The sequence below is a fragment of the Avibacterium sp. 21-595 genome (genome assembly GCF_023611905.1).
Taxonomy (GTDB): Bacteria; Pseudomonadota; Gammaproteobacteria; order Enterobacterales; family Pasteurellaceae; genus Avibacterium.
In genome coordinates this window covers 315,790-330,136 of sequence record NZ_CP091455.1, presented here as the reverse complement: position 1 = coordinate 330,136, position 14,347 = coordinate 315,790, and the positions used below count along the sequence as shown (strand labels likewise).

At 42.1% G+C, this 14,347-nt stretch carries 15 protein-coding genes and 1 tRNA gene; 7 read left to right on the top strand and 9 right to left on the bottom strand.

Annotated features, from left to right (window positions below; genetic code table 11):
• Positions 1-28: 28 nt before the first annotated feature.
• Genes djlA through rph form a run of 3 tightly spaced genes read right to left on the bottom strand, consistent with a single transcriptional unit; the run spans position 29 to position 2,340 of the window.
• Complete coding sequence (gene djlA, locus L4F92_RS01495) at positions 29-901, bottom strand: co-chaperone DjlA (protein WP_250351428.1); 873 nt, start codon at positions 899-901, stop codon at positions 29-31.
• 48 nt (positions 902-949) lie between these two features.
• Complete coding sequence (gene pyrE / locus L4F92_RS01490) at positions 950-1,591, bottom strand: orotate phosphoribosyltransferase (protein WP_250363942.1); 642 nt, start codon at positions 1,589-1,591, stop codon at positions 950-952.
• Positions 1,592-1,620: 29 nt separating this feature from the next.
• Entirely contained in the window at positions 1,621-2,340 is a 720-nt protein-coding gene (gene rph, locus L4F92_RS01485) for a ribonuclease PH (protein WP_250351426.1), read from the bottom strand.
• 113 nt (positions 2,341-2,453) lie between these two features.
• On the opposite strand from rph, the gene L4F92_RS01480 reads away from it, so the two are divergent.
• Together L4F92_RS01480 and ygfZ are read left to right on the top strand one after the other, a co-directional pair.
• Positions 2,454-3,317, top strand: coding sequence for a YicC/YloC family endoribonuclease (locus L4F92_RS01480; protein WP_250363941.1), 864 nt, complete (start codon positions 2,454-2,456; stop codon positions 3,315-3,317).
• Positions 3,317-4,162: a CAF17-like 4Fe-4S cluster assembly/insertion protein YgfZ gene (gene ygfZ, locus L4F92_RS01475; protein WP_250364527.1), complete on the top strand. Its 846-nt coding sequence runs from the start codon at positions 3,317-3,319 to the stop codon at positions 4,160-4,162. The genes L4F92_RS01480 and ygfZ overlap by 1 nt, the downstream gene beginning before the upstream one ends.
• Positions 4,163-4,188: 26 nt before the next feature.
• On the opposite strand, the gene pgeF is transcribed toward ygfZ, so the two are convergent.
• Together pgeF and rluD are read right to left on the bottom strand one after the other, a co-directional pair.
• Positions 4,189-4,923, bottom strand: a complete 735-nt coding sequence (pgeF, locus tag L4F92_RS01470; protein ID WP_250363940.1) for a peptidoglycan editing factor PgeF — start codon at positions 4,921-4,923, stop codon at positions 4,189-4,191.
• Position 4,924: 1 nt separating this feature from the next.
• Positions 4,925-5,899, bottom strand: coding sequence for a 23S rRNA pseudouridine(1911/1915/1917) synthase RluD (rluD, locus tag L4F92_RS01465; protein WP_250363939.1), 975 nt, complete (start codon positions 5,897-5,899; stop codon positions 4,925-4,927).
• A gap of 99 nt (positions 5,900-5,998) precedes the next feature.
• On the opposite strand from rluD, the gene L4F92_RS01460 reads away from it, so the two are divergent.
• Positions 5,999-6,787 (top strand): outer membrane protein assembly factor BamD, encoded by a 789-nt coding sequence (locus tag L4F92_RS01460; protein WP_250351422.1) that lies wholly within the window; start codon positions 5,999-6,001, stop codon positions 6,785-6,787.
• Between the two features lie 234 nt (positions 6,788-7,021).
• Here the strand turns inward: L4F92_RS01460 and L4F92_RS01455 are convergent.
• The 4 genes from L4F92_RS01455 to rpsU form a co-directional block, all read right to left on the bottom strand.
• A tRNA-Ile gene (locus L4F92_RS01455) sits at positions 7,022-7,098 on the bottom strand.
• A gap of 122 nt (positions 7,099-7,220) precedes the next feature.
• On the bottom strand, positions 7,221-9,092 hold the full coding sequence (gene rpoD, locus L4F92_RS01450) for an RNA polymerase sigma factor RpoD (protein ID WP_250364526.1): 1,872 nt from the start codon (positions 9,090-9,092) through the stop codon (positions 7,221-7,223).
• 80 nt (positions 9,093-9,172) lie between these two features.
• The gene (gene dnaG / locus L4F92_RS01445; RefSeq protein ID WP_250363938.1) at positions 9,173-10,936 is read right to left on the bottom strand and encodes a DNA primase; all 1,764 of its coding nucleotides are present in this window, start codon (positions 10,934-10,936) and stop codon (positions 9,173-9,175) included.
• 144 nt (positions 10,937-11,080) lie between these two features.
• Complete coding sequence (rpsU, locus tag L4F92_RS01440; protein ID WP_017805200.1) at positions 11,081-11,296, bottom strand: 30S ribosomal protein S21; 216 nt, start codon at positions 11,294-11,296, stop codon at positions 11,081-11,083.
• Between the two features lie 242 nt (positions 11,297-11,538).
• Between rpsU and tsaD the strand changes: the two genes are divergently transcribed.
• The 4 genes from tsaD to L4F92_RS01420 all read left to right on the top strand — a co-directional run bounded on the left by tsaD (position 11,539) and on the right by L4F92_RS01420 (position 14,278).
• Positions 11,539-12,570 (top strand): tRNA (adenosine(37)-N6)-threonylcarbamoyltransferase complex transferase subunit TsaD, encoded by a 1,032-nt coding sequence (gene tsaD / locus L4F92_RS01435; protein ID WP_250363937.1) that lies wholly within the window; start codon positions 11,539-11,541, stop codon positions 12,568-12,570.
• Between the two features lie 9 nt (positions 12,571-12,579).
• Positions 12,580-12,813 carry a hypothetical protein gene (locus L4F92_RS01430; protein WP_250363936.1) on the top strand — a complete coding sequence of 78 codons (234 nt, stop codon included), beginning with the start codon at positions 12,580-12,582 and terminating at the stop codon, positions 12,811-12,813.
• 12 nt (positions 12,814-12,825) lie between these two features.
• Positions 12,826-13,407: a thymidine kinase gene (locus tag L4F92_RS01425; RefSeq protein ID WP_250363935.1), complete on the top strand. Its 582-nt coding sequence runs from the start codon at positions 12,826-12,828 to the stop codon at positions 13,405-13,407.
• Between the two features lie 115 nt (positions 13,408-13,522).
• Positions 13,523-14,278, top strand: a complete 756-nt coding sequence (locus L4F92_RS01420) for a class I SAM-dependent methyltransferase (protein WP_250363934.1) — start codon at positions 13,523-13,525, stop codon at positions 14,276-14,278.
• Positions 14,279-14,347 lie beyond the last annotated feature (69 nt).

Below are 14,347 nucleotides of genomic sequence, written 5' to 3'. Positions count from 1 at the left end.
AGTAAAAAATTCAGCAATTAAGAAAGGCTTATTTCCAGCCCTTCGCCTTACAAATCAGATCATAAGCGGCTTGAATTTGTTGGGTTTTCTCTTTCGCCATTTCAAGCATTTCTTCTGGTAACCCTTTGGCGACTAATTTATCGGGATGATTTTCATTCATTAAACGGCGGTAAGCACGTTTGACTGTGGAACGATCATCACTTTCACTTACGCCAAGCACATTATAAGCATCTTGCAAGGTTGGGCCAGAGCGTTGTCCTTGATAGCCATAACTGCCCTGTTGATACCCCTCTTGCTGAGAGTCTCCCTGTTGTGAGCCGTTATATTCATAATAAAATCCACCACGGCTAAATTGGCGCGCGGCAATTTCTGCCATTAAAATTTGTTGGAATTGGAAACTGGATAAGCCCAATTCTTCTGCCACCACTTGGAGAACGTCTTTTTCATTTTCGTGTAAGTGATCATCGGCAAATGCGGCTTGTAATTGAATGCGTAAAAACATTCTTAATAAATCATTACGCTGTCCACAAGCGGTGCAAAATTCACGAATGACTTGGCGTAATGGGAAATTAGGATCTTTACCCCGATTAAAGGCGTCTTGCGCTAACTTACGCCCTTTATCATCTAAATTCATTTGATTCATTAGATTGTTCGCAAGGGCGATATCATCTTGCGTAACCCGTCCTTTGGATTTAGATAAATGCCCAAGCACGGCAAATGTGGTCTGCATAAACAAGGATTGGCGGGTTTCTTTGCGTTTAAAAAAACTCGAATTGACACTACCCAGTTCGTATAATTTTTTATCGGCTAAATGTCCTAAATAAGCACCACAAAGCCCACCAAAAAAGCCGCCAAAACGGTAGCCAATAAAAAAACCTAATAACTTTCCAATAAAACTCATTCTGTTCTCCAATTTGAATAATAAAGTGCGGTGCTTTTTTAGCGAGATTTACACACCATATTGTTCACGATACGCACGCATTGCGGGCAAATATTGTTGATAATCTGCCTCTTGCTCAATAAATTGCATTAAATCGTCAAAATCAATAATCGACAGCACGTTGCATTGATAATCTCGTTCCACTTCCTGAATCGCAGAAAGTTCGCCTTTACCACGTTCTTTACGGTTTAAGGCAATCACCACCGCACTTAATTTTGCTTGATTTTGTCTAATGAGATCCATCGCCTCACGAATTGCTGTGCCAGCGGTGATGACATCGTCCACTAATAGCACATTACCGCGCAATGGGCTACCAATTAAATTGCCCCCTTCGCCGTGATCTTTCGCTTCTTTACGATTAAAACACACGGGCTTATCAATGCCATATTGCTTAAACAATGCCACAGACAGGGTTGTGCCAATTGGAATGCCTTTGTAAGCGGGGCCAAAAATCACATCATAGGCTAAGCCACTGGCTTCAATCGCAGCGGCATAAAACTCCCCTAACCGTGCTAAATCTGCCCCTGTATGAAATAACCCTGCATTGAAGAAATAAGGGCTAATACGCCCAGATTTCAAGGTAAACTCGCCAAATTTTAGCACATTACGACTTAGCGCGAATTTGATAAAGTCAATTTTATAGCCTTGCATTTGCACTCCCTTATGATTAAGGCGATGAATTAAGAATGTTGTAATGCCTCGCGTTGGGCGTTGAAAATCACTTCACAGCCTTGTTTAGCAAGATCTAATAGGGTTAATAATTCTTGGTGAGAAAAGGGTTCTCCCTCTGCGGTGCCTTGCACTTCGATCATTCTCCCATCGTCAGTCATCACCACATTCATATCGGTTTCTGCGTTACTGTCTTCCACATATTCCAAATCGCACACTGCTTCACCTTCCACAATCCCAACCGAGATAGCGGCGACAAGGCCTTTAATCGGGTTGGTTTTCAATACGCCTTTTTCCAGTAAACCATTGATGGCATCAATTAAAGCAACGCAAGCCCCTGTAATCGACGCCGTACGCGTACCGCCATCAGCTTGAATCACATCACAATCAAGTGTGATTGAACGCTCACCAAGCGCATTGAGATCCACCATTGCACGCAAAGAACGGGCAATTAAACGCTGAATTTCCATCGTGCGTCCGCCTTGTTTGCCTTTTGCTGCCTCACGTTGCATACGACTATGCGTGGAGCGCGGCAACATACCATATTCTGCGGTAACCCAACCTTGATTCTGCCCTTTTAAAAAACGAGGAACAGAATCTTCCACAGTTGCGGTGCAAAGCACTTTGGTTTCCCCAAATTCTACCAGCACAGAACCTTCAGCATATTTCGTGAAATGACGGGTGATTTTAATTGGACGTGGTTGATTTAATGGGCGATCATTCGGACGCATTGGAAATTCCTTACTCATTCATAAAATGGCGCTCATTCTAACACGCAAACTGACAGATGAGAAATTTAACGGTAGAATAGACGGCAATTTTTAGCGCACATTAAGGATTTATTATGATTTATAGTATGACGGCTTTCGCCCGTTATGAGATCAAGCAAGATTGGGGCAGTGCAGTTTGGGAAATTCGTTCCGTTAATCAGCGTTATTTGGAAACCTTCTTCCGCTTACCAGAACCATTTCGTGGCTTAGAAAACACCTTGCGAGAAAAATTACGCCAGCGTTTAACCCGCGGTAAGGTGGAGTGTAGCCTGCGTTTTGAAAGCACGCCACAAGCCAATGCTAGCCTTAATTTAAACCAACCATTCGCATTGCAAGTGATTGAATCGTTACAATGGATTAAGCAACAAGCCGGTGAGGGGGAAATCAATCTCACCGATGTTTTACGCTATCCCGGTGTCGTGGAAACCCCAGAGCAAGATTTGGATCGCATTGGCCAAGCGTTGCTCGCAGGGTTTGATCTCGCCTTAGAAGAATTTATTGCGATGCGAGGACGTGAAGGGGCGAAATTAAATGAATTAATTCAACAACGTTTAACCGCAATCGCGAGTGAAAGCGATAAAGTGCGGTCAAAAATGCCGGCGATTTTACAATGGCAACGTGAGCGTCTGCAGCAGCGTTTTGAGGAATTACAATTACAAGCCGATCCGCAACGCCTAGAACAAGAAATGGTGTTGTTAGCACAACGTATTGATGTGGCAGAAGAGTTAGATCGTTTACAGCTACACGTGAAAGAAACGCAGCGTATTTTACAAAAAGGCGGGGCGGTAGGACGTAAGCTCGATTTTATGATGCAAGAACTCAATCGTGAAAGTAACACGCTCGCTTCAAAATCCATCAACGCCGAAATCACCAATTCAGCGGTGGAATTAAAAGTGCTTATTGAGCAAATGCGTGAACAAATTCAGAATTTGGAATAATTATGGCAATCATCAATCTTTTACAATATCGTGTTATTTCCGTACAAGGCTTGGAAGCAGAAAAATTTCTGCAAGGTCAGCTCACTTGCGATGTAAACGGACTGGCTAATGGACAATCCACGCTGACTGCGCATTGTGATCCTAAAGGCAAAATGAGCAGTATTTTTCGTCTGTTGCGCGAAAATGCCGAACAGTTTTACCTGATTGTTCGCCACAGCTTATTACCTTCCGCATTGGATAATCTGAAAAAATATGCGGTCTTTTCCAAAGTGGTATTTAGTGAACAAGATTGGCAAATTATTGGTGTGCTGGATAAAGCAAAGTGCGGTGCAATTTCTGCGGATTTTTGCGTGGAAATAGGGCAATCTGAACGAGCCATATTATTAAATAAGCACGTACAACAGATTGATTTTACTGGTTCAATAGCCCAATGGGAGCTGGCTGAAATGCAAGCAGGCTACCCTATTTTATCGCCTGAAAGCCAAAATGAATTTATTCCACAAGCGTTAAATTTACAATGTATTGAGCAGGCGATTTCGTTCCAAAAAGGTTGTTATATCGGGCAAGAAACCGTGGCACGAGCGAAATATCGTGGCATTAACAAACGTGCAATGTTCCTACTGAACACACAAACTGATGCTCCCGTTCAGCTTGGTTCAGAAATTGAAATGGAATTGGAAAATGGCTGGCGTAAAACGGGCGTTATTCTCAGCGCAGTGCATTTTGAGGGCATTTTATGGTTGCAGGTGGTAATGAATAATCAGTTTGAAGCAAGCACGAAATTTCGCCTTTCAGGTTCAGAAACCCGATTAAATCTCGTTGAATTACCTTATCGTCTATCATAAAAAATTGGGCATTACGCCCAATTTATCTATTCAAACCAAATTAATGAGGCCATTCGCCCCGTTTGTTGATCTCGGCGGTAAGAGAAAAAGTTGTCTTTTTCAAGATAAGTGCAATATTCGCCCCCACTAATCTGCGAAATGCCTAGTTTGTTAAGGCGTAAGCGCGCGATCTGATAAAGATCGGCAAGGTATTTACCTTGCTCGTTGGGATCTGGCACAAAGGCTTGTGCGGCATTGGGATCTTGCGCGATAAATTGTTGGCGAACATCTTCCCCCACTTGGAATGATTTTGGCCCGATAGCCGGCCCAAGCCACGCGATAATCTCTTGTGGTTCAGCTTGGAATTGTTGCACCGTTTGTTCTAACACGCCATCACATAAGCCACGCCAGCCAGCGTGTGCGGCGGCGACTTCCGTGCCTTGTTGATTGGTAAACAAGACAGGCAGGCAATCTGCAGTCATTACAAGGCAAACTTGGTTCGGTTGGTTGGTGTAAACCGCATCGGCATCTAAATTGTTGCCCTCATAAGGCAAGCGGATCACCCTTGTGCTGTGAGTTTGATTTAGGAAAAGCGGAAACTGCGGTAAATGAAAACGTTCCACCAATAAAGTGCGGTTATTTTTTACCGCACTTTTATCATCACCAACGTGATCGCCGAGATTAAAACTATCATAAGGCGCTTGGCTAACACCACCTTGACGTAAGGTGGTGTTAGCGTGGATATTGGCTGGGGCTGCCCAGTTTGGTTTGAGTGCGTCCATTTTAGTAATCCAATTCATCTTTATGAGCAAGGTAATCCGCTTTTAAGGCATTCACTAAGCCAACAAAATCCTCTGGTAATGGGGCGTACCATTCCATTAATTTCCCTGTGATTGGGTGTTCTAAGCGTAACATTATGGCGTGCAAGGCTTGGCGTTTGAAATCACGCAAGGTGGTGAGTAATTCCTCGCTGGCATTTTTCGGTGGGCGTGGGCGTCCGCCGTAAGTTTGATCGCCTAATAATGGGTGGGCGATATGCGCCATATGCACGCGAATTTGGTGAGTTCGCCCAGTTTCAAGGCGTAGGCGCAGACGCGTGTAATTACGGAAACGTTCCATAATGCGATAATGCGTTACCGCGGGCTTACCCATTGGGTGAACCGCCATATGAGTACGTTTGGTTGGGTGGCGCGCCATTGGTTCGTCCACGGTGCCGCCTTGGGTCATAATGCCGTAAGCAATGGCTTCATATTCACGGGTGATTTTGCGTTTTTGCAGATCTCGCACCAATTTAGTTTGCGCTGGTATGGTTTTTGCCACCACCATTAAGCCGGTGGTGTCTTTGTCTAAACGGTGAACAATGCCCGCTCTTGGCACTTCTGCAATGGCAGGATAATGATAAAGTAACGCATTTAAAACCGTTCCGTTAGAATTGCCCGCGCCGGGGTGTACAACCAAATCTTTCGGTTTATTAATGACCAAAATATCATCATCTTCATACACTATATTTAACGGAATAGCTTCTGGCTCAAAGCGAGTTTCATCTTCGACTTCTACGGTAATAGAAATGTGTTCGCCACCATACACTTTACTGCGTGGCACATTGACCACTTCGTCATTTACTTTCACCAGATCGCTTTCGATCCAAGTTTTTAACCGTGAACGAGAATAGTCAGGGAACATTTCCGCTAAACTTTGGTCTAAACGTTGTCCCATTTGATTTGGCTGAACGTCTGCTTCTAAAGTAATGTGTGCCATAAATAAAAATCCGTGAATAATTTGCTTATTTAGCAAGGTGCTATAAAATACGGATTATTGTAACTTATTTATTATTGCTCGTAAAAAAAGGATTCATCAATGCGTAAATTAACGTCTTTTACATTCGTTGCATTAACGGCACTTGCCGTAAGTGCTTGTTCTAATTCATCAAAAGAAATAGAGCAAGGCACTGAACAAGAACTTTATGCGAAAGGGCAAACCTATTTGCAAGACGGGGACTATTCCCAAGCGGTACGCTATTTAGAAGCAGTCAAAAACCGTTTCCCTGCGGCAAATTACAGTGAGCAAACACAGTTAGATTTAATTTATGCTTATTATAAATCGCAAGATTACACCAAAACCTTGGTCGCAGCAGAACGTTTTTTACAGCAATATCCAAATAGCCCAAATGTAGATTATGTGATCTATATGGCAGGGCTAACCAATTTTGCTTCAGGCGAAAACTTCTTCCAAGATTTCTTTGGGGTTGATCGTGCTACCCGTGAAAATACCGCAATGAAAGCGGCATTTGCAAACTTCCAAACCCTTGTGGATCATTTCCCGAATAGCACTTATGCACAAGATGCCTTAGCAAGAATGGCTTATATTAAAGCTGCCTTAGCTCGCCACGAACTTGCCATTGCTAAATTCTATATGAAACGCAATGCCTATGTTGCCGTTGCTAACCGCGTAGTCGGAATGTTACAACAATACCCTGACACCCAAGCCACCCTTGAGGCATTGCCATTAATGAAGGAAGCCTATGAAAAAATGAACCTTCCTGATTTGGCAAAACAAACGGAAACCTTGATTCAAGCAAATAAAGATAAAAAATTCAGTGATGTCGAAAAACCAAAAGACGTTGAATTAAATAAGCCAAAAGCTTAACCAATGCGCAAGAGAAAATGATGAGAAAACCTCTATATTGAAGATAGAGGTTTTTTATTACTTAATTTTTAAGTGCGGTAAGTTATTAGAAAATTTCCAAAAATTTGACCGCACTTAGATTTTTTCGTCTGAGTGTAAAGTGTATGATAAATAATTTATTGGCAAATCTGAGAAATCAATATAAAGAATTATGAAGTAATTTGAAGCAGAGTGAACGATGCTGAATGATTGAAGTGGTGCCCCCAACAGGACTTGAACCTGTGACCAATCGATTATGAGTCGACTGCTCTAACCGACTGAGCTATGGGGGCGGTGAGAGTTTGCTGATTATAATGAAATCTCCTAGTAAAGTCTATCATTCACCAATTATGCGGTTTAAATTTGAACAAAAAAGCCTGATAATACATCAGGCTTTACTAAAGATAAATTCTCCTTACTCATCCAAGAAACTACGCAAAGTTTCTGAACGGCTTGGATGACGTAGTTTGCGTAACGCTTTCGCCTCAATTTGACGGATACGTTCACGGGTTACATCAAATTGTTTTCCCACTTCCTCTAAGGTGTGATCCGTGTTCATATCAATACCAAAACGCATTCTTAGCACTTTCGCTTCTCTCGGTGTTAAACCTTCTAACACTTCGTGCGTAGCGGCTTTAAGGCTTTGTGCCGTTGCGGAATCAAGTGGCAATTCTAAGGTGCTGTCTTCAATAAAATCACCTAAGTGTGAATCATCGTCATCACCAATTGGGGTTTCCATTGAGATCGGTTCTTTGGCGATTTTTAGCACTTTGCGAATTTTATCTTCTGGCATTCCCATTCTTTCTGCCAATTCTTCTGGTGAAGCCTCACGCCCCATTTCTTGCAACATTTGACGCGAAATACGGTTCAATTTATTGATTGTTTCGATCATATGAACTGGGATACGAATGGTTCTTGCTTGATCTGCGATTGAACGTGTAATTGCCTGACGAATCCACCAAGTTGCATAAGTTGAGAATTTATAGCCACGGCGATACTCAAATTTATCCACCGCTTTCATCAAACCTATATTTCCCTCTTGAATCAGATCCAAGAATTGTAAACCACGGTTGGTGTATTTTTTCGCAATAGAAATGACCAAACGTAAGTTGGCCTCAACCATTTCTTTTTTCGCTCGGCGTGCTTTTAATTCACCTTGAGAAACCGCATCGCAAATATCACGAATTTGGCTGATCGTTAAGCCTGTATCTTGTTCAATCTGTCCTAACTGGGCAATTGCCTGACGGATAGGTTCTTCATACTGCGCTAATTTTTCAGACCAATTTTTCCCAGCGTTAAGGGCTTTTTCTAGCCACGCATCTTGGGTTTCGTGTCCAATAAATTCTTTTTGAAATGTGCCTTTTGGCATTTTCGCGTTATCCACCGCCATTTTTTGAATATGACGTTCCTGCTGACGCACGCGTTTCATCATATTACGCATAGATAACACTAACGTATCAAATTGTTTTGGCACTAAACGGAATTGCGTAAAGATCTCTGCCAAAATTTGAATTTGATCTCTTGCTTGTTTTTTATGGCGACCGTGTTTTGCAATCGTTTCTAAGGTTTTTTTGTGCTGAGCCTGTAATTCTGCAAATTTTTCACGCGCCACTTCTGGGTCAATACTGTTATCAGAATCACTGTCATCGGAAGAATTACTTTCATCACTTTCTTCCTCTTCGTTTTCATCATCTTCAATTGATTCTGTTGAAACGCTTTCCTCATCTTCTTCGTCAGAAAGCATTTCGTGTTCATCTGATACAGCTTCTTCCACGACGGCATTTGGATCAACAAAACCTGTGATGAGATCAGCTAAACGCATTCCCCCCTCTTCCACCAAAGCGTATTGATGTAAAAGATCGCTCAAGGCTTCGGGATAAGCAGCTACGGCAGTTTGTACTTCATTGATCCCTTCTTCAATACGTTTCGCGATGTCAATTTCGCCTTCGCGGGTTAAAAGCTCCACGCTCCCCATTTCGCGCATATACATACGTACGGGATCAGTGGTTCGCCCTAATTCCGCTTCCACGCTAGATAATACTTGGGTGGCTTCTTCTACCGCATCTTCATCAGTGATATTTTCATTTAACATCAAATCATCGGCATCTGGTGCAGTTTCTAGCACTTGAATACCCATATCGTTAATCATTTGAATGATGTCTTCAATTTGATCTGCATCTACAAGCTCTTCTGGCAAATGGTCGTTTACTTCAGCATAAGTAAGATAACCCTGCTCTTTCCCTTGTGCGATTAACAGTTTCAATTGAGATTGTGGATTTTGTTCCATATCCATATTATATATCCGCCTCGATGTGTAATTATGGGAGATAAAATGCTTTTGATTTTATCACCGTTATGTTGGATTAACTATTTATTTTGCTGTTTTTTCAATAATAATTGTGCAAGTGTGTGCCGTTCTTGTTCATTTAAGCCTTCTGTGCGTGCTTTCGCGATAAGCATTTCGATATTTTTCTCCATTAGTTGCAAATAAAAAGAACGCAAGGTTTCACGAAATGTGTCTTCGATTTTATCCTCATCGACTAAATGATCCCACACAGCCAGAATTTCAAGGGGGCGAAAATGCTCAGTATCACGGTAATGTTCTAAAATTTGTGCTGTCGTCATCCCCACCCGTTCACGACAAAGTGCGGTGATTTTTTCAAACAAATCTAGCCCTGCCTCATTGAGTACCGACAAGGCACTTAAATTCTCTGGCACAATGTGGATCAACTCTGGATTTTGTAATAGCAAAGCAATCAGCACACGCATTGGTGTGCGTTTTACCACATTTTGCTTCGGCGTTGATGAGGTATTTTCTTTTTGTGCGGGGATTAAATGCTCAATCTGCGTTTCATTAAAGATCCCCAATTTTTGCGCCAAAAGCTGACGCAGAGATAAACGTAGCAATTCCCCGGGAATTCGGTTAATCAATGGTACCGCAAGCGCAGCCAGTTTTCCCTTGCCTTCTTTACTTGAAAAATCCACCTGTGAACTCAGTGTGGCAAATAGAAAATCACTCAGAGGCTGTGCTTGACGAATATAATCCTCAAACCCTTCTTTACCATATTGACGAATGAAGGTATCAGGATCTTCGCCATCGGGTAAGAAAATAAACTTAATTTGCCGTCCATCTTCTAAAAAAGGCAACGCATTTTCTAACGCTCGCCACGCTGCATCACGCCCGGCACGGTCAGCATCGTAACAACAAATAATCTGTTCGCTAGAACGAAATGCGAGCTGAATTTGCTCAGGCGTTGTCGCTGTGCCTAAAGACGCAACGGCATAATCTACTCCAAATTGAGCAAGCGCCACCACATCCATATAACCTTCTACCACCAGCAACATTTCAGGGCTATCATTAACTTGCAATGCTTCAAACAAGCCATAAAGCTCGTTGCCTTTGTGGTAAGTCATACTTTCTGGGGAGTTCAAATATTTTGGTTTTTCATCCCCTAACACGCGTCCACCAAACGCGATGGTTCGCCCGCGACGATCACGGATAGGAAACATAATGCGATTACGAAAACGATCATAAACATCTTGCTTTTCGTTGCGCGATAACATTCCCACATCAAACAATTTTTGGCGAGCATCTTGATTGCCCCCAAACTGTTTAAGCACCGCATTAAACTGATTCGGTGAAAAACCGATTTGAAAACGTTCAATCACCTCAGCAGATAAACCACGTTTTTGCACATAAGATTGCGCGGGAATATGATGCGCAAGTTGCTGATGATAAAATACTGCAATTTCTTGCATTAGCTGGTAAAGATCTTTCTTAGTGCGATAACTCGCTTGGGGTTTGCCTTTGTTATCCAAGTGCGGTGAGTTTTCATAAGGAATTTCCAGCCCTAAATGATTGGCAAGCTCTTCTACTGCCTCAATGAATTCGAGCTTATCATATTCCATTAAAAAATTAATCGCATTACCGTGTGCGTGGCAGCCAAAACAATGGTAAAACTGCTTTTTAGGGCTTACGGTAAAGGAAGGCGTTTTCTCGTGATGAAAAGGACAACAAGCCTGAAATTCACGCCCTGCTTTTTTCAGCTTAACCCGTGAATTAATTAATTCGACAATATCTGTTCTGGCAAGAAGATCATCAATAAATGAACGTGGAATATGGCCTGCCACAATAATTTCCTCTCATTTCAATCAATGTAGATTTAGAAAGACATACCTAAGATAATAAGAAATGACAGAGCTAAAAACAACAAAACCGTGATTCCAAAAGGTTTCACGGCCTGCTTAACTCGAGTTTAATTAAAAAATTTTTAATTAGTATAAACGTACATTACGTGCATTCTCACGAGCAACGCGTTTTGCGTGGCGTTTAGCACGAGTTGCGTTTTCACGTTTACGAATTGTTGTTGGTTTTTCGTAAAATTCACGGCTACGAACTTCCGCTAAGATTCCTGCCTTTTCGCAAGAGCGTTTGAAACGACGTAATGCTACGTCAAATGATTCATTTTCACGAACTTTAATTACAGGCATAAGCCATCACCTCAATATGGATTAAAATATTTTGCAAAATGTATTACCGTTTCGATCAAACGGCTTATTTAAATTAATAAGGGTCGCAATTTTAATCTAAAAAAAATGCAAAAGCAAAGAAAAGATCCAACTTTATTGAAATTAAGCCATTCAACAAGGCTGAATATGATGCTTAGCTGGTGAAAAAATCATAAACAGGGTAGAATTAGGCAAATTTTTTTAGCTAGTAAAAGAGAGAAAAAATGCGAATTTTAGGCATTGAAACATCTTGTGATGAAACAGGTGTGGCGATTTATGATGAAAATAATGGGCTTATCGCCAACCAACTTTACACCCAAATTGCATTGCACGCCGATTATGGTGGAGTTGTACCTGAATTAGCATCACGCGACCATATCCGTAAAACCGCTCCGTTAATTCAAGCGGCATTAGCACAAGCAAATCTAACCGCCAGTGATATTGATGGTATTGCTTATACTTGCGGGCCCGGACTGGTGGGTGCATTATTGGTTGGCTCAACCATTGCGCGTGCTTTGGCTTATGCGTGGAATGTGCCAGCCATTGGGATTCATCATATGGAAGGGCATTTACTCGCCCCAATGTTAGAAGAAAATGCACCGCACTTTCCTTTTGTTGCCTTGTTGGTATCAGGCGGTCATACTCAGCTTGTACGGGTTGATCGCGTAGGACAATATGAAGTGCTTGGCGAAAGTATTGATGATGCTGCAGGCGAAGCCTTTGATAAAACAGCGAAATTACTTGGTTTGGATTATCCTGGGGGGGCGGCATTGGCACGCTTAGCGGAAAAAGGCACGCCTAATCGCTTTACTTTTCCACGCCCAATGACAGATCGCCCCGGCCTTGATTTTAGTTTTTCTGGCTTAAAAACCTTTGCGGCAAATACCATCAATCAAACCATTAAAGAAGAAGGAACACTCACCGAGCAAAGCAAAGCAGATATTGCTTATGCGTTCCAACAAGCGGTGGTAGAAACCTTAGTGATTAAATGCCGCAGAGCCTTGAAAGAAACGGGCTTTAAACGCTTGGTTATTGCAGGTGGGGTGAGTGCTAATCAACAATTACGCCAAGCCTTGACCGAATTAATGGCACAGTTGGGGGGGGAAGTTTTTTACCCACAACCGCAATTTTGTACGGATAACGGGGCAATGATTGCCTATACAGGATTTTTACGCCTGAAACACGGTGAGCATTCACCATTAGAAATTGAAGTGAAACCACGTTGGGCGATGACCGAACTGAACGAAATTAAATAAGGATAATTTATGCAATCTCACCAATCTAACGCAATGCGTGCCGCTGGCATCGGTTGCGTGCTTATGCTTCTTGCTATCGCTGTTGTCTTGATCAAATTACCGACTGCACAGGTAATGGATCTACTTACCCTTGCAGGACAATGGGTAGGACAAGGCACTACTGTTGGAATTTTTATGCTTGCCACGCTTCCACCATTGACGGGGCTGGTATTTTACTTTATTTGGAAATGGCTAACAAAATAACCGCACTTTATTATGGCTAAACTTTATTTTTATTATTCTACGATGAATGCGGGCAAATCCACGACCCTGCTACAATCAGATTACAACTACCGTGAACGGCAAATGAATACGCTGGTTTACACCGCCGCCATTGATGATCGCTTTGGGGTGGGCAAGGTAACCTCTCGCATTGGGATTAGCCAGCAAGCGAAATTGTTTCATAAAGAAACGGATCTTTTTGCCGACATCGCCCTGCACCTTGAACAAGAAAGTCTGCATTGTATTTTGGTGGACGAAGCACAATTCCTCACCAAAGCGCAGGTTTATCAACTAAGCGATGTGGTAGATAAATTACATATACCCGTTTTATGTTATGGATTACGCACCGACTTTCAAGCGGAACTCTTTGAGGGTAGTAAATATTTACTTGCTTGGGCTGATCAGCTAGAAGAATTAAAAACCATCTGCCATTGTGGACGCAAAGCCAATTTCGTATTGCGTTTGAATGATCAGGGGGAAGTGGTTAAAGATGGCGCACAAATTCAAATCGGTGGCAATAATCATTATGTTTCCGTATGCCGTCGTCATTACAAAGAAAAAATTGAACAGGCATAAAACAGACCATTTTTTCACCGCACTTTATTTGTAAACAAGAATTGATCGCATTTAACTAGGAAGGACACAGGAAAGCTGATATAGTTGAATGATGATTAATCCTAAGGGAGGTAATATGAAAAAAGAAGAAATGGGACATAATTTTCTTGCCCGATTAGGCAAAACACGTTTACGCCCGGGCGGTCGCAAAGCCACAGAATGGTTGATTGCTAACGGCGATTTCAACGCGCATAAAAAAGTCTTAGAAGTGGCGTGCAATATGGGAACAACGGCCATTGAGTTAGCCAGTAAATTTGGCTGCCATATTGAAGGTGTGGATCTTGATGAAAACGCATTAGAGAAAGCAAGAAAAAATATCGCTGAAAAAGGGCTACAAGATAAAATTCAGGTTCAACGTGCCAACGCAATGAAATTGCCCTTTGCCGATAACAGTTTTGACATCGTTATCAATGAAGCAATGCTCACAATGCTACCAGTGGAAGCCAAAATTAAAGCGGTACGCGAATATTATCGCGTTCTCAAGCCCAACGGCTTTTTGCTCACTCACGATGTCCTTCTTACCACGGACGATGCAGACAAGGTGATCCAACAGTTACGCGAAGCCATTAACGTTACCGTAACCCCATTGACAAAACAGAACTGGAAATCACTCTTTTTAGATGCAGGATTTCGCAACGTGGAAACCTATTCGGGCAAGATGAGCTTACTTTCTCCAACAGGAATGATTTATGACGAAGGGGTATTCGGCACAGCCAAAATTATCCGCAATGCCTTAAAGCCAGAAAATCGCCCGACATTTACAAAAATGTTTAAGGTTTTCAATGATCCTGAGAAAAAATTAGGCTTTATCGCCCTATGTAGTCAAAAATAATTTAAGCGAAAATCCTCCGCCCTTATCACACTAAAGTGCGGGGATTTTTTAGTGAATTTTAGTTTTTAT

What these genes read in the sequence shown, in the direction of transcription:
- L4F92_RS01425 (WP_250363935.1), top strand. Translation starts at nt 12,826, where the DNA reads ATGGCTAAACTTTATTTTTATTATTCTACGATGAATGCGGGCAAATCC.
- L4F92_RS01420 (WP_250363934.1), top strand. Translation starts at nt 13,523, where the DNA reads ATGAAAAAAGAAGAAATGGGACATAATTTTCTTGCCCGATTAGGCAAA.
- L4F92_RS01480 (WP_250363941.1), top strand. Translation starts at nt 2,454, where the DNA reads ATGATTTATAGTATGACGGCTTTCGCCCGTTATGAGATCAAGCAAGAT.
- pyrE (WP_250363942.1), bottom strand. Translation starts at nt 1,591, where the DNA reads ATGCAAGGCTATAAAATTGACTTTATCAAATTCGCGCTAAGTCGTAAT.
- L4F92_RS01460 (WP_250351422.1), top strand. Translation starts at nt 5,999, where the DNA reads ATGCGTAAATTAACGTCTTTTACATTCGTTGCATTAACGGCACTTGCC.
- djlA (WP_250351428.1), bottom strand. Translation starts at nt 901, where the DNA reads ATGAGTTTTATTGGAAAGTTATTAGGTTTTTTTATTGGCTACCGTTTT.
- rpsU (WP_017805200.1), bottom strand. Translation starts at nt 11,296, where the DNA reads ATGCCTGTAATTAAAGTTCGTGAAAATGAATCATTTGACGTAGCATTA.
- rluD (WP_250363939.1), bottom strand. Translation starts at nt 5,899, where the DNA reads ATGGCACACATTACTTTAGAAGCAGACGTTCAGCCAAATCAAATGGGA.
- rph (WP_250351426.1), bottom strand. Translation starts at nt 2,340, where the DNA reads ATGCGTCCGAATGATCGCCCATTAAATCAACCACGTCCAATTAAAATC.
- rpoD (WP_250364526.1), bottom strand. Translation starts at nt 9,092, where the DNA reads ATGGAACAAAATCCACAATCTCAATTGAAACTGTTAATCGCACAAGGG.
- tsaD (WP_250363937.1), top strand. Translation starts at nt 11,539, where the DNA reads ATGCGAATTTTAGGCATTGAAACATCTTGTGATGAAACAGGTGTGGCG.
- L4F92_RS01430 (WP_250363936.1), top strand. Translation starts at nt 12,580, where the DNA reads ATGCAATCTCACCAATCTAACGCAATGCGTGCCGCTGGCATCGGTTGC.
- pgeF (WP_250363940.1), bottom strand. Translation starts at nt 4,923, where the DNA reads ATGGACGCACTCAAACCAAACTGGGCAGCCCCAGCCAATATCCACGCT.